This window comes from Halomonas sp. KHS3 (assembly GCF_000830495.1).
In the GTDB taxonomy this organism is placed as follows: Bacteria; Pseudomonadota; Gammaproteobacteria; order Pseudomonadales; family Halomonadaceae; genus Vreelandella; species Vreelandella titanicae.
The window spans coordinates 958,811-982,841 of the sequence record NZ_JWHY01000002.1; the positions used below are offsets into that span (position 1 = coordinate 958,811).

Here is a 24,031-nt window from a genome sequence, read left to right on the forward strand (position 1 = left end):
GACTAAATTGATCCGACGCAAGCCCTAGGTGGCGACACGCCCTAGGTAGTAGCGAAAAGGGGACTGCCATGCTGAGCAAAGAACTTGAAATGACCCTGAACACGGCCTTCACCGTGGCGCGCTCAAAGCGCCATGAGTTTATGACCGTTGAGCACCTGCTGCTAGCGTTGCTAGATAATGCCTCAGCGGTAGACGTACTGAAGGCCTGCGGGGCTAACCTCGACAAGCTGCGGTCCGATCTGCAGGATTTTATTAACTCGACTACGCCACTGATTCCAGAAGGCCAGGGTGATCGTGAGACCCAGCCCACGCTTGGTTTTCAGCGTGTTTTACAACGGGCGGTCTTCCACGTTCAGTCATCTGGCAAAAGCGAAGTGTCCGGTGCCAATGTGTTGGTGGCGATCTTTTCCGAGCAGGAGAGTCAGGCGGTATACTTCCTTAAGCAGCAGAACGTTGCGCGGGTCGATGCAGTCAACTACATCGCCCATGGTATCTCCAAAGTGGCCGGTCACGGGCCGTCTCCCTCGCCTTCTTCACCTGAGAGTGAAGACGCGGAGGAGGGTGGCAGTGAGGGCGCTGCGCATCCGCTCACTGGTTACGCTACCAATCTCAATGAACAGGCACGGCTGGGTAAAATTGATCCGCTGATTGGCCGCGACCACGAGCTTGAGCGCGTGGTACAAATTCTGGCCCGTCGGCGCAAAAACAACCCGTTGTTAGTCGGTGAGGCGGGTGTAGGTAAAACCGCCGTGGCCGAAGGCCTTGCCAAGCGTATCGTCGAAGAAGACGTTCCCGATGTTATTGCCGATGCAGTGGTCTACTCGCTGGACATGGGCGCGCTACTGGCCGGTACCAAGTACCGTGGTGATTTTGAAAAACGCCTCAAAAGCCTGCTGAGCGAACTACGCAAGCAGCCTAACGCTGTGCTATTCATTGATGAGATTCACACGGTGATTGGTGCAGGTGCCGCCTCTGGTGGCGTGATGGATGCGTCCAATCTGCTCAAGCCGCTGCTCTCTTCGGGCGAATTGCGCTGCATTGGTTCGACTACGTTCCAGGAGTTCCGCGGCATCTTTGAGAAAGATCGTGCTCTGGCACGGCGCTTCCAGAAGGTGGATGTGATGGCACCGTCGGTGGAAGACACCATCAAAATCCTCAAAGGGTTGCGTTCACGTTTTGAAGAGCACCACGAACTTAAGTACACCGATGGTGCGCTTGAAAGTGCCGCACGCTTAGCGGATCGCTACATCAATGACCGCTTCCTGCCCGACAAAGCGATTGACGTGATTGACGAGGCAGGGGCTCACCAGCGTCTATTGCCGCCAGAAGTGCGCGCCAAGACAATCGATGTCGAGCAAGTGGAAGCCGTGGTAGCGTCCATTGCACGTATCCCACCGAAGAGTGTTTCAAGCTCCGACCGCAAGCTGCTCGAGAAGCTGGATCGTGACCTGAAGATGCTGGTGTTCGGTCAGGATGAGGCGATTGATAGTCTCTCTGCGGCTATTAAGCTGTCCCGGGCCGGGCTTAAATCTCCCGATAAGCCCGTTGGTAGCTTCCTGTTTGCAGGTCCCACCGGTGTGGGTAAAACCGAAGTGGCCAAACAGCTGGCGCATATCATGGGCATTGAACTGGTGCGCTTTGATATGTCCGAGTATATGGAGCGCCATACCGTATCGCGCCTGATTGGTGCGCCTCCAGGCTATGTCGGTTACGACCAGGGTGGTCTACTGACTGAAGCGGTGACCAAGCAGCCGCATTGCGTGTTGTTGTTGGATGAGATTGAGAAAGCGCACCCGGAAGTCTTTAACCTGCTGCTGCAGGTCATGGATCATGGCCGCTTAACGGACAACAACGGGCGTGAAGCGGACTTCCGTCACGTTATCGTGATTATGACCTCTAACGCTGGTGCGGAGCAGGCGTCGCGTCGCTCCATTGGCTTCCAGCACCAGGATCACTCCACCGATGCCATGGAAGTGATCCGCCGTACCTTCTCACCGGAGTTCCGCAACCGCCTGGACGGTATTATTCAGTTCCACTCGCTGCCGGTCTCGGTGGTGCGCAATGTGGTCGACAAGTTCTTGATCGAGCTACAGGCGCAGTTGGATGAGAAGCGTGTTCAGCTGGATGTAGACGACATGGCGCGTGATTGGCTGGCCGATAAAGGCTACGATCCTGACATGGGTGCACGCCCAATGGCGCGCCTCATACAAGAGAAGCTGAAGAAGCCATTAGCCGAAATGATTCTGTTCGGAGAACTGGCGGATCAGGGCGGTATTGTCCACGTTAGCCTGGAGGAGGGCGAGTTGCACCTTTCCACAGAGACTGAGATGGCAGATGCGCCCTGAAAAGGGCGCTAAGCCGTGCTAAAAGCTATCTTTCTAATACTCATGCTATATGCATAAAAACGCAGCGCCCTGTCATCGACGGGGCGTTGTCGTTTTTAGTGAACCGCCATTGACGCTGATCGGCGCTGTCGTTAAAGGACAGTCTAGCTGGAGCAGTTAAAATCAGCCGAGCGCGTTAATGGTGTAACGACTTAGCGCGAGCGGTAAACGATACGGCCTTTAGACAGGTCGTAAGGTGTCAGCTCAACTTTTACCTTGTCGCCGGTCAGAATGCGGATATAGTTTTTGCGCATTTTGCCGGAGATATGAGCGGTAACAACGTGACCGTTTTCCAGCTCAACCCGAAACATGGTATTCGGAAGGGTATCGACGATAACGCCTTCCATTTCAATATGATCTTCGCGTGCCATATAGGCATGTCCTCACTGATGAGTTAGTAATGTCATTATCGGTCAGAATTTGAGTGCCGCTAGGTGGGCACTCAAGAAACAGCGCTATATTGTGCCGTAAGCCCGTCGTCAAGGCAAAAAAGCTGGCATTTTTAGCGAATCAGCGGCCGCCAATGGCGTCCATCGAGTATTTCCAATGGCGCGAAAGCCTGCTTGTAGCGCATCTTACGGCACTCTTCGATCCAATACCCTAAATAAAGGTGCGGCAGCGCTTTTTCGCGGCTGAGCTCGATGAGCTGAAGAATGGCAAAAGTGCCTAGTGAGCGCTTGTCCAGAGTCTCGCTAACGGCAAAGAAGGTGTAGATTGCCGAGAGCCCATGCTCCAACTGGTCGAATGCAGCCACACCAACCAGCTCTTCGTCGAGGTACATCTCCATCAGGTGAGCATAGGACTCATCAAGGGTAAGGAAGGTGCGGTACTGCTCGCGGCTGGGCGGGAACATATCGCCGTCAGCATGGCGCTGACGAATGTAATTCGCGTAAAGCGAGTAGTGAGTAGACGCAAAGTGAGCAGGTACAATGCGGACGTTTATATCGGCATTGCGGCGCCAAATTTTTCGTTGTGTGCGGTTAGCCGCAAACTGGTCAACCGGAATACGCACCGAGCGGCAGGCGTTGCAGCCCTCACAGTGAGGGCGGTAAAGATGGCGCCCACTGCGACGAAACCCTAGCAGCGCCAGCGAGTCATAGACACCTGGAACGGGCGACTCCTGCGGGTCGAGAAACAGCGTTGTCGCTTCCTTGCCGGGTAAATAGCTACAGGCATGCGGCACGGTAAGGAAAAAGCGCAAATCCCGCACCGGCCGACGCGGAGTGTTACTACTCACGGCCTGCCTCCTCATTGTAAAAAAATGGTTGGAACAGAATAAGTTCGTCACGATGGTTCATCACTACGCATTACCCTCGGTGGCAATCGCCTTAAGCCAGAGCGATGCAGGAACAGTGGGTGTTTCAGTGGGTGACGTGGTAAACGTAAATGCCTTATCGGGTAACCAGTTTTTAAGATAGTTGATGAATGCCTCGCGAGCGACTGTAATAGCGCCCAGGCTTGCCAGATGAGGCGTGTGCATTTGGCAGTCGATGAGTTTTCCGCCATGTTCGCGCATGGCCCTGGCGAGATGGGCCAGCGCTACCTTCGAAGCATCCGGGGCGTGGGAGAACATCGACTCGCCAAAAAACACCGGCCCCATGGCGATGCCATACAGCCCGCCCACCAATTGGCCGTGTTGATGGACTTCGATGCTATGAGCAATGCCTAGAGCGTGCAGCAGCCCGTAGGCCTCGCGCATTTCGTCTGTAATCCAGGTGCCCGCCTCTTCACCACGCGGGGCGGCGCAGGCCTGAATCACCTGATCGAAGTGTTGATCCAGGGTGATATGAAAGCCACCATGGCGTAATCGTTTGGTGAGGCTACGACGCTGCTTAAATTGCTCAGGTAGGAGTATCATGCGCGGGTCTGGACTCCACCACAAAATGGGGTCGTCGTCGCTGAACCAGGGAAATATGCCCTGCCGATAGGCTTCTACCAGCCAAGCGGGCGAGAGCTCCCCTCCGGCGGCCAGTAGGCCATTGGGGGAGGCCAGCGCTTGGGAGGTAGTTGGAAAATTAGGATGTGGCGAGGAAAGCCAAGGTAGCATTACTTGCTCCTGTTACGACGTTCTTGTACTGAGCGCTTTACGATAGCCTCTGTGACGGCGGAAGGATGCTCGGTATCATGCAAACTCGCAAGTGGATTAAAGACGCCATTGAGGTGTAAAGGGAGAGTCGCTTGAAAGTGAATAAAGCAGTAAACAAGCGAACGCAGCGTAGCGCGCGTCAAACACCATCATCGGCTTCAGCTGCGCGCGTTAACGCCGCAAAGGATAAGGCTCGTCGTTTTGGCCTGCGCTTACAAGGCTCCGTGCGCGAAGGCGTAGTGGTGATCCTGCTGGCGCTGTGTGTTTTCTTATTATTAGCGCTATTTAGTTACCAACCCTCTGACCCAGGCTGGTCTTATCAGGGCCCTGAGACAGATGTGGGTAACTGGATGGGGCAGGTTGGCGCTTGGCTGGCCGATGTTCTCTACTCACTGCTTGGCGCCAGCGCTTTGTGGTGGCCGGGTATGTTCGGCTTTGCCGCTTGGTGGCTGATTCGCTCACGCCAGGTACGTTTTGAACTCGACCCCGTGGCAATTGCTGTCCATGCGGGTGGCTTAGTGCTACTTATTTTCGGTACTACCATGTTGGGGGCGCTGCACTTTTATCACCCTGATAGCATGCTGCCCTATGCCTCAGGCGGTATTTTGGGCGAAGGTTTGGTCGGTGCGTTAAGGCCTTTAGTGGGAAGTGGTGGCGTTGGTTTAATCGCTGCGGCGTTAATTTTAAGCGGCTTTCCGCTGTTTAGTGGTATGTCGTGGCTGCAAGTGGCTGATGAGCTCGGCAAGCGCATATGTCGGTTGGGTAGCTGGTTATCGGCACGACGCCAAGCGCGTCGTATGCGCGCTGCTCAGCGAGCGGCTGCTAAAACTGCCAAAACTGCGGCCAAGCCTCAAGCAGCGCCTGAAGCGCAGTCTCAAGAAGCTAAACCTGAAGCTGCACCCGCTGAGATAAAGCCTGCGGCAGAGCCAGTAGGCAAAAGCCCCAGTGGCCGCGAACGCCGTGAGCCAGGCTTCTCTGTACCACTTTCCAGTCGTGAGGCGAACAGCTCTTCAGAGAGCAATGCGTCAGAAGCGAGTCCTTCAAATAGCAACGAAACCACGGATACTTCGATTCCCTGGGAGGCCGCAGCGTTTTCAAGTAATAAGCATGTGCCTGCTAAAACACCCGCGCCTATCTCTTCGACACCTACCGCGGAGCCGACGGTTTCAGCGCCTGGGGCAGCCCCGTCAGTGACGCCAGCGGCTAAAACGGCAGAAGAGGAGGGAGCAGCGGCACCCCCAGCGCCGCGGGAAAATGCCTTTGTCCAGGCAGAGGTAACGTCAGCAGCGCCTGAGACTCAAGCACCTGCGCCCGGTGATGAACCCAAAGAAGCCGAGACTTCCTTCCCGCTGCGTGCTACTCGTCAAGAAGAGCCTCCGGCGCCTGCCAGGAGTAACTTCTTTGCCAGCGATGAGGCGCCCGCCGAGAAAGAGACTGTTCATGCCGCGCCCGTTGAGCGTCGCAGTGAGCCATCACTCACCGCTGATCCCAGCAGCAGCCAAGCTGAACCACGTGTTGGTGAGCCACATATTGGTGACACTGATGCTGCCTGGAGCCCTGAGCGCGTCACCGCGCCTGAGCCTGCACGTAAACCTGAACGTGTCGCGGAAGTAGTGCCTGAGCCGGTGTGGGACGATGAAGAGATGGATGATGAGCTGTATGCCCAAGGCCGCGATGGAGGAGCGCACTCAACGACTACTCCTCCGTCCACGCCCACCCCAGCAGCTCGCCAAGAACCCAGCTTTGCGCCCGAAGAGAGCACGCCAGAGGCGGATGAAGGCCCCGCCCTGTGGACCGTGGAGCATTTGCAGAGCCAGCGGCCTGCTTTTGAAACTCTGGACGAACCTGAGGGCGACGTGCCGAGCTTGCAGCTGTTGACACCTGCAGAACCGTATCAACCCAATTATAGTGACGAGCAGTTGGCTGATATGGCTGAGCTGCTTGAAGTGCGGCTGCGCGAATACGGTGTGAAAGCGGAAGTGGTGGATACCTGGCCTGGGCCGGTGATTACCCGCTTTGAGATCAAGCCCGCCGCGGGCGTCAAAGTGTCTAAAATCAGTAACCTTGCCAAAGACCTGGCGCGCTCCCTGATGGTGAAAAGTGTGCGAGTGGTCGAGGTTATTCCAGGGCGTCCCACGGTGGGGATTGAAATACCTAATCCCAACCGGGCCATGATCCGCCTGCGCGAAGTTATCGACTCCGACCGTTACCAGCAGGAGACGTCACCACTCACCATGGCGTTAGGCCAAGATATTGGTGGCAGCCCTGTGGTCGCCAACCTGGGCAAGATGCCCCACTTGCTAGTAGCCGGTACCACCGGGTCGGGTAAGTCGGTGGGCGTTAACGCCATGCTGATCTCAATGCTGCTTAAAGCGAAGCCTAGTGAGCTAAAGCTGATCATGGTCGACCCGAAAATGTTGGAGCTGTCGGTATATGACGGCATTCCCCATCTGCTGGCGCCCGTGGTCACCGATATGAAAGAAGCGGCCAACAGCCTGCGCTGGTGCGTGGCCGAGATGGAGCGCCGCTACAAGCTCATGGCGGCCATGGGTGTGCGCAACATCGCGGGCTTCAATGGCCGTTTGGATGAAGCGGAGCGCGCCGGTGCCCAAGTGGCAGACCCGCTCTGGGAACCGCAGCCCTGGGAAGTGCATCAGCCGCATCCAGTGCTGGAGAAACTGCCCTACATCGTCGTGGTGATCGACGAGTTTGCCGATATGTTTATGATCGTCGGCAAAAAAGTCGAAGAGCTGATTGCGCGCTTGGCGCAAAAGGCACGCGCCGCAGGTATCCATTTGATTCTGGCTACCCAGCGCCCCTCGGTGGATGTTGTGACTGGCTTGATCAAAGCCAACATTCCTTCGCGGATGGCGTTTCAGGTCTCATCCAGAATTGATTCGCGCACCATTCTGGATCAGGGCGGCGCTGAAAGTCTGTTGGGGCATGGTGACATGCTCTATCTGCCTGCAGGTTCCGGACCACCTAACCGCATCCACGGTGCCTTTGTGGACGATGACGAAGTACACCGCGTGGTCGATGACTGGAAGCGCCGTGGAGCACCCGAGTATATCGAAGAGATCCTTTCTGGTGGCGTATCCGCCGATGCCTTAACGGGTCTTGAGGCTGAGGGGGGGGATGGCGACGATGCGGAGCAGGATGCGCTCTACGATGAAGCCGTGCAGTTTGTCACTGAAACGCGCAAAGCCTCGATTTCCGCCGTGCAGCGTCGCTTTAAAATTGGCTATAACCGGGCCGCTCGCTTAGTTGAGGCAATGGAGGGCGCCGGTGTGGTGACCTCTATGGGCTCTAACGGTGCTCGGGAAGTGCTTGCCCCGCCTCCGGTGGGCCACTAACCGCTTGATGAAAGCCACAATTATGCAATAAGCGTGAAAGTAGCGCCGCGGGTGAAACCCTGCGGCGTTTTTCTCGTCTGATTGTTACGTTTTTGAGTTAGCCATGGCCGGTTAAGCCGACCTCACTGCTTGATTTTTAAGCAACAGTTTTGAGCAACAGTTACCGGGCAACGGTTGCCTAGGGAGATTATATGCGCGATACGCAAACAAAACGCACTTCAGCAATGGGCGCTTCGCCACTGGCATTTGCGGCAAGTGCCTTGGGTTTAACCTTTGGTGCTCCCGCTTGGGCAGACGATGCTGCCGAGCGTTTGACTGAACGGCTGGATCCGCTTGAGCGTTATCAAGCGGATTTTGAGCAGCAAATTCTTGATGGCAGCGGGGAGCGCCTCCAAAGCGCGCGTGGTGAGATGTGGCTGTCTCGCCCCGGTATGCTGCGTTGGGAAGTGGAAGCGCCTTACTCTCAAACCGTGGTCTCTGACGGCGATGATGTGTATATGTACGATCCCGACCTTGAACAAGTCACCGTTCAAGAGATGGACGATCGAGTAACCCATACCCCTGCGTTACTGCTGTCGGGAAGCGTGGACGATTTAACCGAAAGCTATGAGGTGTTCTACGAGCAGGACGGGGGAGAAGATGTCTTTACCCTAGTGCCTATCTCGGCCGATACGCTGTTCGAAGAGCTAAGCATGGTGTTCGATGCCGATACGCTAACCGAGCTGTGGATGATGGACAGTACCGGCCAGCGCACCGCCATCACCTTTAGCAATATTACCCTCAATGGCGAGATTGCTGAGGACATGTTTGATTTCGAAATTCCCGAAGGCACCGATGTTATTCGTGAAGAGCTTTAATGGTGAAGGGTTAGTGGTAAGTGGTTGATAGAGATTCGTAGTTAGGTAATAACCATCAGGCGCCTTAGGGCGCCTGATCTGCTTCCTGGTCAAGATTTTCCCGCCATGCCATGATTTCCCCAAAGCGCTTCTCCTGACCAAAGGCGCTTGGCTTGAAGAAGGTGGCTTTAGGCAGCTCTTCAGGCCAGCAGTCGTGGGCGCTTCCCGCCGGGTAGCCGTCTGGTTCGTTATGCGCATAGCGATAGCCTTCGCCATGACCCAACTGCTCCATCAGCTTAGTGGGCGCGTTGCGCAGGTACGTCGGTACCTCAACCTGGGGCTGCTGGCGTACGTACTGCTTGGCTTCACTCCAGGCGCGGTCAATGCGGTTACTCTTGGGCGCCACTGCTAAATGAATTGCCGCGTGGGCAATTGCCCGCTGGCCTTCGTAATCGCCCAGGCGTAAATAAGCATCCCAGGCGGCAATCACCAGCGGTAGCGCGCGAGGGTCAGCATTGCCGACGTCTTCTGAGGCAATCGCGGTCAGTCTGCGCACTACGTCCAACGGGTCACCGCCGCCCTGCATAAAGCGGGCCATATACAGCAATGCTGCGTTAGGGCGTGAAGAGCGTATCGACTTATGAATGGCCGAAAGTAGATCATAATAAGCGTCCCCCTGCTTATCGAAGGCGCTGGCCTGATGGCCGATCACATCGGCGAGTACCTCTTTATGCAGTACTTCGCCGTTTGCTTCCTGAGTAGCGAAATCGCAAGCGGTTTCCAGTAATCCCAGCGCCCGTCGTGCGTCGCCAGCGCTAGCGTGGGCCAGAGCAGTTAATACTTCGTCATCAACCTGAATGTCACGCTTGCCCAGCCCTCGCTCTACGTCGCTGAGTGCCTGGCGCATCACCGTGATCAGTTCCTCATGGGTAAGCGATTTCAGCACATATACCCGCGCACGGGATAGCAACGCCGAGTTGACTTCGAAGGAGGGGTTTTCGGTGGTGGCACCAATCAACGTTAACAGGCCCGACTCCACGTGGGGCAATAATGCGTCCTGCTGGCTCTTGTTGAGGCGATGAATCTCATCTAAAAAGAGGATAACCGTGGAGGACATCTGTTGGGCCCGCTCCACCACAGCGCGAATCTCTTTTACTCCGGCCATCACCGCGCTGAGGTGCTCCAGATGGGCCTGGGAGGCTCGGGCCAACAGCTCTGCCAGCGTGGTTTTGCCAACCCCTGGCGGCCCCCATAAAATCATTGAGCGCACAATGCCTGACTCCGCCATGCGACGTAGGGGTTTATCTGGCCCCACCAGCGCTTGCTGGCCCACGTAATCGTCCAGTTGGCGTGGCCGCATACGAAAGGCTAACGGAGCATCGTCAGCCGGTGTCGCCTGAGCGCTATCAAAAAGATCCATGTAAGCTTCCGTTATAAATCAGTACGTTGAGCAACAAATTGCCAACAAGTATAGGTGGTAAACTGCGTCTTAGAGAACTACCTTAGACGTAACCTATCAGAAAGATACACTTGCGAGGATAGCTTGAGAGGGGCATTGTTTATGATAACTGTTGTTGATAACCCCCGTTAGTTACGACACGCTCAGGTTACGATATGTTTTAGCGACACAACATGTTTGTTACCTCGCGCTTATTATCGCATGCCGTCAATCACGAAGGCTCGACGGTAGGCATGACACAATAAAGGAGACAGTTCGATGTTAAACCAACTGCGTCTAGATCATGCCAACATGGCGAGATTACTCCATGTGCTGCAGCTTAAGCAGAAAACCCTTGCCCAAGGTGAGCGGCCCAACTTCCAGCTTATGCGCGAGGTCGTCGACTATATTTTGTCCTATATGGATGGTTTTGCAGCCCCTCTGGAACGCGTCTGCGTGGAGCGATTGCAAACCCAGGCCCCAGAGCACGTTGCCCTGACCGAACAGATGGCGAATGACTATCGTGAGTTAAAGCCGCGCTTACAGCGCCTCTCCAACGACATTGACATGGTGTTAATGGATAACATCATTCCGATGGATCGTTTTGCCGACGACCTGAAAGATTATTTGGAAGCGCATCGTGCCTATTTGCGTCACGAACGCGAGGGGCTGTTCCCGCTGATTGACGAGCACTTTAGCGAGGAAGATATGGACGAGCTGCGTCAGGCGCTCCCCGAAGGCGCAGAGAAAGAGCTAGAGCGCCTACAGGACGCTTATCCCGAGCTCTATGCTGAACTGCGTGGTGCTGACGTGCCTGTGGTATAGCGCTAGCGGACAAGTGGCCGCTACGGGGCATCAATAAAATGACGGAGCATGCTAAAATAGCGGCTCCGTTTTTTTTAGGCAGAGCCATGATAGGCAGAGTCAGGAAAGGCCCCGTGTTAATTTTTGATTCCGGTGTCGGCGGCCTGTCGGTGGCGCAGTCGCTGCGCCAACACTACCCTGATGCTGCCCTGTGCTATGCCTGCGACAATGCTTGGTTGCCCTATGGGCTGCGCGAAGATGCAGCCCTGACCGACCGCATTGTGGCGGTATGTCGTTCCGCTGTGGAAGCGTGCCAGCCGAGTGTTTTGGTTGTCGCCTGCAATACCGCGAGCACTCTGGCGCTGGAAAACTTGCGCGAGCAGTTGGCGATCCCTGTCGTGGGCACCGTACCTGCTATCAAACCTGCCGCAGCGATTAGCCAGACACGCCATATTGGGCTGTTAGCCACCAAGGCCACGGTAGGGCGGCCCTACACCCAGCGCTTGATTGATAGTTTTGCCAGCGACTGTGTGATTACTCGCGTCGCCGCCGATGCCTTGGTGGTCGAGGCGGAAGCATACCTGGCTGGTGTCACCCCCAATATTGATCGCATGCAGGCGGCGCTGGCGCCGTTATGGCACGCCGTTGCATCTCCATCGTCTGCGCATTGTTTATCGTCTGCTCATCAAGCGCTGGATACCCCAGAGCTAGATACAGTGGTACTGGGCTGCACTCATTTCCCGCTGCTAAAGCCCTGGCTGATGCAGCTGGCCCCCGTGCCGCTACATTGGGTCGACTCCGGCGATGCGATAGCCCGACGGGTTTCGCAAGTCGTTTCTGAGCTAAACAGTGATCAGCAGGATGGCCGCTGCTTTACCACTGCCCCTGCTGCCAATCTGACCGCTGGTCTAGCCCGCTATGGGTTTAAGGCGTCCCAATTGCTTAATGTGGGCGACTGAGCACTATTTACTACTATTGCTGATCGAATTGTTCAAAGGAGCAGCCTTGGCTATCCCCGTTGTAGAACCTGAACGCTACGCTGAGCAGCTAGCCGCCAAACGCGACTATCTGGAAAGTACCTTTGCCGCTTTTCAACCACCGGCATTAGAAGTGTTTGAATCGCCGCCAGGCTATTACCGTCAGCGCTGCGAGTTTCGCATATGGCACGAAGAGGACGACCTCTTCTACGCCATGTTCGAGGTAGACCCTGAGAATCCGAAGAACAAGCGGGTGATTCGGTTAGATCAGTACGCAGTCGCCAGTGAGCGAATCAATCAGCTAATGCCGCAGCTACGCGAAGCTTGCCTTCGCTGTGATGAGCTGCGTCGGCGGCTGTTCCAGGTAGAGTTTCTAACCACGCTGTCAGGTGAGGCGCTGATAACGCTGATTTACCACCGCCCGTTAGGCGATGAGTGGGAGCGCGAAGCCCGCGCTCTGGAGGCTGAGCTGGGTATTATGATTATTGGCCGCTCCCGCAAGCAGCGTATCGTACTTACCCGAGACCACGTATGGGAGCGGCTAGAGGTGGATGGCCGCACGCTGCACTACCAGCAGGTCGAAAACAGCTTTACCCAACCCAATGCGCATATCTGCCAGAAAATGCTTAGCTGGGCGCGAGAAGTCACCGCTGGCCAGCAGGAGAGTAATGCGAAGAAAGATCTGGTCGAACTCTATTGCGGTAATGGCAATTTTACCATTGCCCTGGCGGATAACTTCCGCCGCGTGCTGGCCACAGAAATTTCCCGCACGTCAGTGGCTAGCGCCAACGTAAACCTGGAAGCCAATAGGGTAACGAACGCGCAGATTGGTCGTATGTCAGCGGAGGAGTTTTCGCTGGCGCTGAAGGGCGAAAAAGCCGGGCGTCGCGTGGCGGAAATGGCGTTGGAAGAGTACGATTTTTCCACCGTGCTGGTCGACCCGCCCCGTGCTGGTTTAGACGAGCAGAGCTGTGAGCAACTCAGCGAGTACGCTCAGATCGTCTATATTTCATGCAACCCAGCCACGTTAGCTGAAAACTTGACCATACTGACCAACACCCATGAGATAGAGCGCTTTGCGCTATTTGACCAGTTTCCGTTTACCGACCACTGTGAGTGTGGAGTGCTGTTGAAGCGGCGGACAGGCGAGTAAGCATACGACCTAATGCGTAAACGGTATGTGCCATGAACAACACGTCAAGTGATTAGGGACGCGACGATAGGTAGCGTAAGCTAGCCGTTATGTTGGCCTAAAGGCCTATTGTCCTTCGTTTTTTGGCCGTTTAATGGCCTAGGCAGTCGAGGTGATGGATGCACTACGTTGCGATTGAAGAGAGTCGGCAAGATCTTTTGAAGCAGCTCCAGGAGCGGCTACACGCGCGGTTAGACCCCGCTCGCGCCGCCACTGTGGACGCTTTTGCTCGGCACTTTTATGCCACCGTGCCGGTGGAAGACCTAGTGGATCGTCGCCTGGACGATCTGTATGGCGCAACGCTGTCGGTCTGGCAGTTTTTGCAGCATCACGACCCACAAAGTCCCAAGGTAAGAGTATTTAACCCTGATTTTGAAGAGCACGGCTGGCAGTCGACGCATACTTTTGTCGCCGTTCTCCATGAAGATATGCCGTTTTTGGTCGACTCGGTGCGTATCGAGCTCAACCGCCGCGGTTTGACGGTACACGCCATTCAAAACGCCGTGCTGGCGGTCGCCCGTGATGAGCGCCATCAGTTGCAGGCGCTGGCCTCGCCCAGGGCAGAAAACGCGCCAGAAGCGCGCGAGTCGCTAATTGTCATCGAAGTAGACCGGCACACCGACGTAGCGTTGCTTGAGAAAATCGAAAGCAACCTAAATGACGTGCTTCGCGATGTACGTACCGCTGTGGGCGATTTCGACGCCATGTGTTCGCAAATCACCGCCTCGATTCAAGAACTCGAGAAAAACTGCCCGCCGCAGATCGATCCTGACGACCACGAAGAGGCGATTGCCTTTTTAGAGTGGATGCTCAAAGATAACTTTACTTTCCTGGGCTACGACGAGTACCTGCTGGAAGGCAGCGAGTTAAAGCGCGACGCAGATAGCGTGCTGGGCGTCTTCCGCCTGGATCAGCCGCGCTACTGCGAGCGTATTCGCACCGAAGAGGGGGTGGATGAGCACAATGATTATGTGCTGGTGCCGCAGCTACTATCGTTTGCCAAAAGCGCCCATCACTCTCGGGTGCACCGTCCTACCTACCCTGACTACATTACCGTTGATCGCTACGACGACGACGGCAATGTAATTGGTGAGCGGCGCTTCTTTGGTTTGTTTACCTCTACGGTGTATAACGAATCGCCACGCAATATCCCGCTGCTGCGCCGTAAGCTAAAAGCGGTGATGGATATTGCCGGATTCAATCCCCAGGGTCACAACGGCAAGCAATTGCTCCAGGTGCTGGAAGTTTACCCCCGGGATGATCTTTTTCAGATCGATACCGAGTCACTGGCCAGCACTGCGCTGGGCATCCTCAATATTCGCGAGCGCCGCCAGGTGCGGCTGTTTATCCGCGCCGATATCAGCGGCAAGTTCTACTCTTGCCTGGTGTTTGTCCCCCGGGACGTGTTCTCCACGGATCTGCGTCAGCGGATTCAAAACGTGTTGTGCGACGAGTTAGACGCCCACTTTGGCGACTTCAATACCTATTTATCTGAGTCGGTGCTGGCGCGTATTCAATTGATTTTACGCTTTAATGGCGACGCGCCCAGCGACTATGACCTCAAGCGTTTGGAAAGCAAAGTGTCACGGCTGGCGCGCAGCTGGCGTGACGAGCTGCAGAACGCCATGATCGAAGGCTTCGGTGAAGAGCGCGCCAACAACCTGATGGATCGGTTCCGCGAGGCGTTCTCGGCCAGCTACCGTGAAGACTTCTCTGCGCGCACCGCGGTGTTTGATGTTCAGCACCTGCTGACACTGGATAGCGAGAACGACCTCTCGCTGTCGCTCTATCGGCCACTAGAAGAACAGGGTGGTGGCGTTAACCTGAAACTGTTCCACCGTGAATCGCAGATTCCGCTCTCTGACGTGCTGCCGATGATGGAAAACCTTGGCCTGCGCGTAATTGGTGAACGCCCCTACGATATTAACGCCCCTGAACAGCGCTACTGGATTCACGATTTTGAGCTTGAGCACAGCGGTGCGGATGTCAGCCTGGGCGATATGCGTGATGTATTCACGGAAGCCTTCAAGCGCATCTGGACCGGCGAGGCCGATAACGATGCGTTTAACCGCCTGATTATCGGCGCTGGGCTGGATTGGCGCGAAGTGGCCATGCTGCGCGGCTACGCCCGCTACCTCAAACAGATCCGCTTCGGCATGTCCCAGGATTACATCGCTGCTACGCTGGCCAACTATCCTGCCATTACCCGTGAGTTAGTTGAATTATTCCGCCTGCGTTTTGATCCTGAGCAGCAGAGCCACGCCACCGACGAGTGCATCGCGAGCTTAAATGAGCGCTTGGAAGGAGTTGCCAGCCTTAACGATGACCAGCTACTGCGCCGCTTTATGGAGCTGATCCTCGCCACCCTACGTACCAACTACTACCAACTGGCTGAGGGTGGGCGCTTTAAAGATTACATCGCCTATAAGCTGGAGCCCTCCAAGGTTACCGGCATGCCCAAGCCGCGACCAATGTTTGAAATTTTTGTCTGCTCGCCGCGGGTGGAAGGTGTCCACCTGCGGGGCGGCAAAGTGGCCCGCGGTGGCCTGCGCTGGTCGGATCGCTTTGAAGATTACCGTACCGAAGTGTTGGGGCTGGTGAAAGCGCAGCAGGTTAAGAACGCCGTTATCGTGCCGGTTGGCGCTAAAGGCGGTTTTGTCTGTAAGCGCATGCCGGAAAATGCCAGTCGCGATGTCGCCCAGAAAGAGGGCATTGCCTGTTACCAAATCTTTATCCGTGCGCTGCTGGATGTCACTGATAACCTGGTGGGCGGCGATGTTGTGCCGCCGGAAAATGTTGTCCGCCACGATGAGAACGACGCTTATCTCGTGGTAGCTGCCGACAAAGGCACCGCTACCTTCTCAGATATCGCCAACGAAATTTCCATTGAGTATGGCCACTGGCTGGGTGATGCCTTTGCCTCTGGCGGTGCTAACGGCTACGACCACAAGAAAATGGGCATCACCGCTCGCGGTGCCTGGGAATCAGTTAAGCGCCACTTCAAAAATCTGGATCTCGACACCCAGCGCGACCTGTTTAGCGTGGTGGGAATCGGCGATATGGCCGGCGATGTCTTCGGCAACGGCATGCTGCTTTCCGACAAGATCCAACTGGTGGGTGCCTTCAACCACCTGCATATCTTTGTAGACCCCAACCCGGACGCCGAGGCGTCCTTTGCCGAGCGCAAGCGGTTGTTCGCTCTGCCACGCTCCAGCTGGGAAGACTACAGCCAGGAGCTGATCTCCGCTGGGGGCGGCATCTTTAGCCGTAGCGCCAAGTCGATTAGCATCACGCCGGAGATGCAGCAGGTATTTGGTATCAAGGAAGAGCGCCTGTCGCCTAATGAACTGATCCGCGCCATGCTCAAATCCAAGGTGGACTTGATCTGGAACGGCGGTATCGGTACCTACGTGAAGGGTTCCGACGAAACCGATGCGGATGTGGGCGATAAAGCCAACGACACCCTGCGCATCAACGGCAATGACCTGAATTGCCGTGTGGTCGGCGAGGGCGGTAATCTCGGCTTGACCCAGCGCGGACGAATGGAAGCCGCCGCCAAAGGCGTGCGCGTTTACACTGACTTTATTGACAACGCCGGTGGGGTGAACTGCTCCGACCACGAGGTCAATATCAAGATTTTGATCGATGAAGTGGTCAAGCGCGGCGACATGACCGAGAAACAGCGCAATCAGCTGTTGGCGGAAATGACCAATGAGGTGGCGGATCTGGTGATCCTGGATAATTACCGCCAAAGTCAGGCGCTGGATCTATCGGCTACCCTTTCCGACCAGTCAATGGGCCCTTACCGCCGTTTTATCAGCGAGCTGGAGGCTGCCGGACAGATTGACCGCGAGCTGGAATTCCTGCCTACCGATGATGTGCTCAAAGAGCGGGCCAGCAACAATCAAGGGATGCGCCTGCCGGAGCTGTCGGTACTGATCTCCTACGCCAAGAGCACCCTGAAAGGCGACTTGATCACCTCTGACGTACCGGACGATCAATATATTCACCGCCACCTGGAGCGGCTGTTCCCATCAGTGCTGGTCGAGCGCTTTAAAGACGAAATGTACGAGCACCGTCTGAAGCGTGAAATCGTTGCGACACAGGTCGCCAACGACTTGGTCGATCATATGGGGGTCGTCTTTGTACGCCGCCTGATGGACTCCACTGGAGCGGGACGTGCCGATATTGCGCGAGCCTACATCGTGGCCCGTGATAGCTTTAACTTGCCCAGTCTATGGGCGCAAATTGAAGCCCTCGATAATCAGGTGCCCAACCGCATTCAGTACTCGATGATGCTTGACCTGATGCGCTTGATTCGTCGTGCCACGCGCTGGTTTGTGCGTCAGCACTTAGGGCTTTCGACACAAGATACCATCGAGTACTTCGCTCCTCGCTTGGCGCAGTTGCAGGAAGGTATTGGTGAGCTACTCAGTGGTGAAGAGCTTGGCACCTGGAACTCGCGTCGTGACGAGTTGTTGGAGGCGGGTGTGCCAGATTCACTGGCATCCAGTGTGGCGGCGTCATCAAGCCTTTATGCGGGGCTAGGTATTATCCAGGCGGCGCGCCTGACCAATGAAAAACCCCAGCGGGTGGCGGAAGTGCTGTACGAAATTGGCAGCCGCCTGGAGCTACCGTGGATGATTCAGCAGGTAACCCAGCTGGAAGTGCGCGACGCCTGGCAGGCTCAGGCTCGTGAGACTTTCCGCGACGACATTGAGCGTCAGCAGTTGGCACTGACCACCAGCGTGTTGAAGCTCGACGCCGGCAGCCGCGATACCCAAGAGCGGGTTGCGCAGTGGTTGGATCAGCACGCCGATCTGCATCGCCGCTGGTGCCGCCTTATTGAAGAGGTGCGCGGCGGTAGTGAAGGAGGCTTTGCGCTCTTCGCCGTGGCGGTACGCGAGCTAGTAGATCTTGCCGAGAGCGATAGCGAAGCGTAGACGTACCCTAATCCACTTAATTAAAGCGCGCCCTGGTTCTCCACCAGGGCGCGCTTTATTGCGTTATACTGATGCCCGTTTTCAGCCCCCGCTTCAAGAGATCCGCTATGTACAACCTCGCTCGCTCACTGTTTTTTCGCGTTGACCCAGAGACCTCTCACGGGATGGCCTTGAGCGCTCTGGATGCACTGCATCGGGTGGGTGGGGTAGCACGCCTGTTTGGTCAGCAGGTGAATGATCCTATCGAGCTGATGGGGCTGCGATTTGCCAATCGGGTGGGTCTTGCCGCTGGGTTGGACAAGAACGCCGACCACCTGGATGCCCTTGGCGCGTTGGGGTTTGGGTTTGTCGAAGTGGGTACCGTCACGCCTAAGCCGCAGCCAGGCAATCCTAAGCCTCGGCTATTTCGCTTAGCGCAGCATGAGGCGATCATCAACCGCTTTGGCTTTAACAACAAAGGGGTTGAGCACCTGATCCAGCAGGTCAAACAGCGCCACTACGGCGGCATTGTGGGCATTAATATTGGTAAAAACCTGACGACGTCAGTAGAACACGCGCTGGATGACTACTTGGTATGCTTAGACGCGGTGCACTCTTATGCGGATTACATTGCCGTTAACGTCTCTTCACCGAATACCCCTGGGCTGCGCAGCCTACAGTTCGGCGAACAGCTGGATGCGCTGTTGGGGCCGATTCGAGCACGAGCCTCAGAGCTCAATGACCAAACGGGCCGCAACGTACCATTGCTGATTAAGATAGCCCCGGATATGAGCGCTGAAGAAGTAGCCTTGATGGCAGAAAGTATTCAGCGCAATGCACTTGATGGCGTGATTGCCACCAATACAACGGTTTCCCGCGCGGGGGTAGAGGGTGACTCACAAGCGGAGGAGGCTGGAGGGCTCTCTGGGAAACCGGTCTTCGAGGCATCCAATCGCGTCATTCGCCAACTGCGTGAGCATCTACCATCGTTACCTATCATAGGTGTCGGTGGGATCGATAGTGCTGCTGCTGCTCAGGCCAAAATCGCGGCGGGAGCTGATTTAGTGCAACTCTACTCGGGGTTGATCTATCAAGGTCCTAAACTGGTCGGTGAATGCGCGAGGGCACTGAAAGCTAAAGGTTGAGCGCGAAGATGATTAGCGAAGCAGTGTGGGCATAAAGGGGCACTAAAAAGCCCACTTGAAAAAGTGGGCTCATTGAAAACCTCTCGCTTAAAATTTTTCTTTTAAAACCTTGAAAAATAAAACGTTAGGCCATGACTAAGGGATTTTTGTGGATGCCCGAGATGCCGGTCATCCCATCCCACTGGTCGCCGCGACCTTCACGCCAACCGCTCATCCAGTATTCGCGTAAATTGATATCTTGACTGGGACAGTCGTCACGAGAACGACCCGATACACCCGCTTTGTAGCCGTGGACATAAGCCCGCTGGAAGCGATCACGTTTTTGCCGTTTCATTGGCTAACCTCTTTTCACGAAAGCCTTTGATAAGAAATAGGGTGTTATCGACTTATGTTATCAACAACAACCACTATTCCGAGAGCTTGCTTCAAGAGCGAGACGCCGCTTCAGCCCTGTTGTTTGGCACTCACGGGCGGAACGAGCCGAGCGGCAATCTCTTACAAAGAACACTTATACGCCATAGGTCTGGTCTTGAACCGACCCTGACAAGAAACGCATGCGTTTTTCAGTAGCTACTCTCTTATTGTTAGACCATGATGGGGTCATCTGTCGACTACCAATTTGTCATAAAACGTAAACTCATTTGTTATATACAGGAATATTGCGCCTTTACGCGCCGTTATTATCATGACCGAGTTGAATCAAAACGCCCCCTTGAGTCTGCTAGCCACTTGCCCGAAAGGCATTGAAGGCTTGCTTCACGATGAACTAGTGGCATTGGGCGCCACGCCGGGTAAAACCACTGTGGCGGGCGTCTATTTCACTGCCAGCCAAGCGATCGCTTATCGTGTCTGCCTGTGGTCGCGGTTAGCTAACCGGGTCATTTTGACCCTGGTACGCGAATCGATGATCGATACCGCTGAGCAAGTGCGCGATGTGGTTGCCCGTATTGCCTGGACGCAGCACCTGGCGCCGGGTAACACCTTGGCGGTCGATTTCCACGGCCGCAGCGAACATATTCGCCACACCCGTTTTGGTGCCCAGACCGTTAAGGACGGCGTAGTTGATGCCCTTCAACTGGCAGGGCAGGAACGTCCCAACGTTGATACTAAAACCCCACATTTGCGCATATACGCCCACCTCCACCGGATGAACCTGACTATTGGGTTGGATCTCTCTGGTGAAAGCCTGCACCGTCGCGGTTATCGCCGGGATGTGGGCCATGCGCCGCTAAAAGAGAATCTGGCCGCCGCGCTGCTGGTGCGCGCAGGCTGGCCTGAGCGCCTCAAAGCCGGTGAACCGCTGATTGATCCGCTTTGTGGTGCAGGCACGCTACTGATCGAAGCCGCCATGATGGCCGCTGACCAAGCACCTAACCTGAACCGCGAGCGGTTCGGCTTTCACGGCTGGGCAGGGCACGATGACGAAGCGTGGCGGGAACAGAAGCGTGAAGCCGAAGCGCGCGCGTCGATTGGTCGCAAGCGCTGCAAAGCCCAGCTATTAGGCTTCGACCAGAGTCCCGCGGCGCTTACGGCGGCGAAGTCCAATGCTATGCGGGCAGGCATCCCAGCCTTGATTACCCTGCATGGGCAGAGCCTTGGCCAGTTGACGCGTCCCGAAACATTGACTGCTGAGAGCGGCCTGCTGATCACCAATCCCCCTTACGGCGAGCGGCTGGGCGAGCTGCCCGAACTGGTGCGTCTCTACGCCCAGCTAGGTGATAAAGCCAAAGCGTTGTTTCCCGGCTGGACCCTGGCGGTGTTTACCGGCAACCCGGATTTAGGCCACCGGCTGGGTATGCGTGCGCACAAACAGTACGCACTCAAAAACGGTGCCCTGGAGGCCAAGCTGCTGCTTATGGAGATTGGTGGCGCCGAGCATCCGCCTGCCGCGAGCGATACAAAGCCCGTTCAGAACGAGAACAGTGCAGGAGCGACGCCTAGTGAAGAGGCTAGCGAAGAGCAAGCTGTTCACAAAAACCAAGACAATGCCCAGATGTTTGCCAATCGGCTGATCAAAAATCAGAAGCGCTTGAAGAAATGGCTGAAGCAGAGCGGTGAGACCAGCTATCGTGTGTATGATGCCGATATGCCCGAGTATGCACTAGCGGTAGATCGCTACGGTGACCGCGTGCACGTGCAAGAGTACGCGGCGCCCAGTTCGATCAATCCGGCTCAAGCGCAGAAGCGTTTGTACGATGCCTTGGAAGTCATGCCCGAGGCGCTTAACGTTGACGCCAGTAAAATCTATATCAAGCGCCGCGAGCGCCAAACCGGCAGCGCCCAGTATCAGAAGCGTGCCGCTAGTGGCGAGCGTTTTGAGGTGCAAGAGGGCAAGGCACGGCTCTGGATCAATCTGCGCGACTACCTGGATACCGGGTTATTCCTTGACCACCGCCCGGTACGTCGGATGCTGGGCGAAATGGCCAGCGGCAAGCGCTTTTTAAACCTGTTCTGTTACACCGCCACAGCAACGGTGCAGGCCGCCTTAGGCGGCGCCAGCGACAGTGTGAGCGTGGATATGTCCAACACCTACCTGGAGTGGGCCAAGGACAACTTTGCGCTGAATAAGCTCGATACACGACTGCACCGAGTGGTGCGCGACGACTGTTTCCGCTGGCTGGAAACCGCCGATGCTGAGTTTGACCTGATCTTTATGGATCCGCCGACGTTCTCTAACTCGAAGAAAATGCGCGATACCCTCGACGTGCAGCGTGATCATCCGCGGCTTGTGGAGCTCGCCATGGCGCGCTTGGCACCCGGTGGAACCTTGGTGTTTTCTAATAACCAGCGGCGCTTTAAACTCGATGAAGCGCTTAGCGAGCATTACGCTGTTGAGGATATCACCGGGCGTAGCTTCGACCCCGATTTCCAGCGGCGCACCAACCTGCACCACGTGTTTTTACTTCGTCATAAGGCGTCATAAGAGAGCTTTTGCATGATTCAGCTATCGCTTTACACAACGATGGGCTGCCACCTATGCAGCCAGTTAGAGGCTTTGGTGGCGGCACTAGCGAATCAAAAGGTGTGGCTGCACCACATCGAGATTAGCGACGACGACGCCCTGGTTGAGCGCTACGGCCTGCGGATACCGGTGCTGGTGGATGGTGACGGCAATGAGCTGGATCGTGGCTTTGAGCTGGAGCGATTAAGTGCATGGTTGCGCGAGCGCGGCTGGCTGGATGAAGACGCGCTGGCGGGGTTCACAGCACCGCCAGACACTACGCCGCCGAAAGGCGCCCATAAGCGTCATGGGCGGCGTTTCTTAGGTTAACAAGTGCGTGGTTAACAAGTGCATGGCTGGGTTCGAGTGGTTTACATCACGTCCAGTAGCGATAGTTGACGCATGGCTTCTTGGCCTTCGGGGGTATGGTCGGCCACTTCCAGCACCTTGCGAAAGCCTCGTGAGGACTGGATAGTGGTCTCGTCCTCCAGCCACATATGGGCTTGATCCAGCGTATCGGCTAGCTGATGTTTCAGACCGCCAAACTGAGTGCCGATTTGGCCCCAGGCGCGGCTGAAAATCCAGTCACCAAACATATCCTGGTGAATATGAACCAACACATAGTCGTGGTTGGTTTCCCAGCGTACGATCACAACACTCTCCTTAAATACCCTTTAAACACGCCTGCCCATCAAGCCGTCGCGGGCGTATTGTAAAGCCCGGATACCAAAACGCCTATGAAACTTGTCGTCGACGCCAATATCCCCGCTGCCGAACGCTGTTTCGGCCATTTCGGTAAGCTCATCCGCGTGCCAGGGCGGGAGATAAACGCCGCCCACCTGCAGGACGCCGATGCGCTCATCGTCCGCTCCATTACCCAGGTCAACGATCAGTTGCTTGCCGATAGCCCCGTGCGCTTTGTTGGTACTTGCACCATCGGCACCGATCATATCGATCAGGCAGCGCTCGTTCAGCGCGATATTGCCTTCGCCAGTGCGCCAGGCTGCAACGCTGAAGCGGTGGTTGATTACGTACTAAGCGGCCTGCTAACGCTGGCGGAACGCGATGGCTGGGTACTTAGCGAGCGTACCGTGGGTATTGTGGGGGCGGGCAATGTCGGCAGCCGGCTGCAGGCGCGGCTAACCGCCATGGGCGTGGCAACGCTGGCCTGTGACCCGCCCAAGGCAGCTGTAGAGAGGGCCGAAGAGGAGCCTGAGCAAGGCTTTCACTCCTTGGGCGCCCTGATCGAGCGCTGTGACGTGCTCTGCCTGCATACACCACTAACCCGTGAAGGCCCGCACGCGACTTATCAGCTACTCAACGCCCAGCGTATCGATGAGCTGGCGCCAGGTAGCGTAGTGCTGAATGCGGGGCGTGGGGACTGTGTGGATGGTTTAGCGCTGCGTAGTCGTCTTGCGGGCAAGGGCGATATCAGTGCCATACTGGATGTGTGGGAGGAAGAGCCCGATATTGACGCTGGCTTGCGTGATTTGGTCTCTCTGGCAACGCCGCATATTGCCGGGCATAGCCTAGATGGCAAGCTGCGCGGTACCTGGATGATTGAGCAGGCGCTAGCCCGCTACTGCGGCCAGTCAAGCGATCTCACGTTTGCTGATATTTGCCCGCCGCCTGCGCTGGCGTCCCTGCATCTGCAGCACGCACTTCCCCCGGAAGACGCCCTGCGGCTCTGTATGAGAGCGGTATATGACGTGCGTCGTGATCACGATGCTCTCCAGCGCCAAACGCTGAATTATGGAGTGCGTAAAGGCTTTGATGACTGCCGCGCCAACTACCCGCTGCGGCGTGAATTCGCCACGCTCAATGTGCAGTTATCAGGGGAGGCGGTAGCGCTAGAGGGCATGCTGCGTGGGGCAGGGTTTGTAGTAACGCTAGCTAAGTAGTGAAAAAAAAGTAGTGAAAAACAGTAAGGCCCGCAGATGCGGGCCTTAAATG

General features: G+C 56.1%; 17 protein-coding genes. 11 read left to right on the forward strand and 6 right to left on the reverse strand.

Annotated elements, in window-relative coordinates:
• Positions 1–68 precede the first annotated feature (68 nt).
• The gene (gene clpA, locus RO22_RS06545) at positions 69–2,345 is read left to right on the forward strand and encodes an ATP-dependent Clp protease ATP-binding subunit ClpA (RefSeq protein WP_022520422.1); all 2,277 of its coding nucleotides are present in this window, start codon (positions 69–71) and stop codon (positions 2,343–2,345) included.
• A gap of 191 nt (positions 2,346–2,536) precedes the next feature.
• Here the strand turns inward: clpA and infA are convergent, their stop codons facing one another.
• From infA to aat, 3 genes are all read right to left on the reverse strand, one after another.
• Positions 2,537–2,755: a translation initiation factor IF-1 gene (infA, locus tag RO22_RS06550; protein ID WP_007111068.1), complete on the reverse strand. Its 219-nt coding sequence runs from the start codon at positions 2,753–2,755 to the stop codon at positions 2,537–2,539.
• Positions 2,756–2,886: 131 nt separating this feature from the next.
• Entirely contained in the window at positions 2,887–3,621 is a 735-nt protein-coding gene (locus RO22_RS06555) for an arginyltransferase (protein ID WP_022520421.1), read from the reverse strand.
• A gap of 63 nt (positions 3,622–3,684) precedes the next feature.
• On the reverse strand, positions 3,685–4,431 hold the full coding sequence (gene aat, locus RO22_RS06560) for a leucyl/phenylalanyl-tRNA--protein transferase (RefSeq protein WP_009288042.1): 747 nt from the start codon (positions 4,429–4,431) through the stop codon (positions 3,685–3,687).
• Between the two features lie 131 nt (positions 4,432–4,562).
• Here aat and RO22_RS06565 point away from each other — a divergent pair, with 131 nt between their 5' ends.
• Both RO22_RS06565 and lolA read left to right on the forward strand, forming a co-directional pair.
• Positions 4,563–7,823, forward strand: a complete 3,261-nt coding sequence (locus RO22_RS06565) for a DNA translocase FtsK (protein ID WP_009288043.1) — start codon at positions 4,563–4,565, stop codon at positions 7,821–7,823.
• A gap of 191 nt (positions 7,824–8,014) precedes the next feature.
• A complete protein-coding gene (gene lolA, locus RO22_RS06570; RefSeq protein ID WP_009288044.1) occupies positions 8,015–8,680 on the forward strand; it encodes an outer membrane lipoprotein chaperone LolA in 666 nt (221 codons plus the stop codon).
• Positions 8,681–8,744: 64 nt separating this feature from the next.
• Here the strand turns inward: lolA and RO22_RS06575 are convergent, their stop codons facing one another.
• Positions 8,745–10,079 carry a replication-associated recombination protein A gene (locus RO22_RS06575; RefSeq protein WP_027959677.1) on the reverse strand — a complete coding sequence of 445 codons (1,335 nt, stop codon included), beginning with the start codon at positions 10,077–10,079 and terminating at the stop codon, positions 8,745–8,747.
• Positions 10,080–10,376: 297 nt separating this feature from the next.
• Between RO22_RS06575 and RO22_RS06580 the strand changes: the two genes are divergently transcribed.
• From RO22_RS06580 to RO22_RS06600, 5 genes are all read left to right on the forward strand, one after another.
• Positions 10,377–10,922 carry a hemerythrin domain-containing protein gene (locus tag RO22_RS06580; protein WP_009288045.1) on the forward strand — a complete coding sequence of 182 codons (546 nt, stop codon included), beginning with the start codon at positions 10,377–10,379 and terminating at the stop codon, positions 10,920–10,922.
• Between the two features lie 86 nt (positions 10,923–11,008).
• A complete protein-coding gene (locus RO22_RS06585) occupies positions 11,009–11,860 on the forward strand; it encodes a glutamate racemase (protein ID WP_041157881.1) in 852 nt (283 codons plus the stop codon).
• A gap of 46 nt (positions 11,861–11,906) precedes the next feature.
• A complete protein-coding gene (gene trmA / locus RO22_RS06590; protein WP_041158130.1) occupies positions 11,907–13,031 on the forward strand; it encodes a tRNA (uridine(54)-C5)-methyltransferase TrmA in 1,125 nt (374 codons plus the stop codon).
• Positions 13,032–13,189: 158 nt separating this feature from the next.
• On the forward strand, positions 13,190–18,013 hold the full coding sequence (locus RO22_RS06595; RefSeq protein ID WP_041157882.1) for an NAD-glutamate dehydrogenase: 4,824 nt from the start codon (positions 13,190–13,192) through the stop codon (positions 18,011–18,013).
• A 107-nt stretch (positions 18,014–18,120) separates the two neighbouring features.
• A complete protein-coding gene (locus RO22_RS06600; RefSeq protein WP_022520416.1) occupies positions 18,121–19,137 on the forward strand; it encodes a quinone-dependent dihydroorotate dehydrogenase in 1,017 nt (338 codons plus the stop codon).
• Between the two features lie 124 nt (positions 19,138–19,261).
• Here RO22_RS06600 and rmf read toward each other — a convergent pair whose 3' ends face one another.
• Positions 19,262–19,471 carry a ribosome modulation factor gene (gene rmf / locus RO22_RS06605; RefSeq protein ID WP_007111057.1) on the reverse strand — a complete coding sequence of 70 codons (210 nt, stop codon included), beginning with the start codon at positions 19,469–19,471 and terminating at the stop codon, positions 19,262–19,264.
• Between the two features lie 351 nt (positions 19,472–19,822).
• Between rmf and rlmKL the strand changes: the two genes are divergently transcribed.
• Positions 19,823–22,060: a bifunctional 23S rRNA (guanine(2069)-N(7))-methyltransferase RlmK/23S rRNA (guanine(2445)-N(2))-methyltransferase RlmL gene (gene rlmKL / locus RO22_RS06610; protein ID WP_009288048.1), complete on the forward strand. Its 2,238-nt coding sequence runs from the start codon at positions 19,823–19,825 to the stop codon at positions 22,058–22,060.
• A 12-nt stretch (positions 22,061–22,072) separates the two neighbouring features.
• The gene (locus RO22_RS06615; RefSeq protein WP_039860145.1) at positions 22,073–22,408 is read left to right on the forward strand and encodes a glutaredoxin family protein; all 336 of its coding nucleotides are present in this window, start codon (positions 22,073–22,075) and stop codon (positions 22,406–22,408) included.
• A gap of 41 nt (positions 22,409–22,449) precedes the next feature.
• Here RO22_RS06615 and RO22_RS06620 read toward each other — a convergent pair whose 3' ends face one another.
• Positions 22,450–22,731 carry a hypothetical protein gene (locus tag RO22_RS06620; protein WP_022520413.1) on the reverse strand — a complete coding sequence of 94 codons (282 nt, stop codon included), beginning with the start codon at positions 22,729–22,731 and terminating at the stop codon, positions 22,450–22,452.
• Between the two features lie 84 nt (positions 22,732–22,815).
• Here RO22_RS06620 and pdxB point away from each other — a divergent pair, with 84 nt between their 5' ends.
• Positions 22,816–23,979 carry a 4-phosphoerythronate dehydrogenase PdxB gene (pdxB, locus tag RO22_RS06625; RefSeq protein WP_041157883.1) on the forward strand — a complete coding sequence of 388 codons (1,164 nt, stop codon included), beginning with the start codon at positions 22,816–22,818 and terminating at the stop codon, positions 23,977–23,979.
• Positions 23,980–24,031 lie beyond the last annotated feature (52 nt).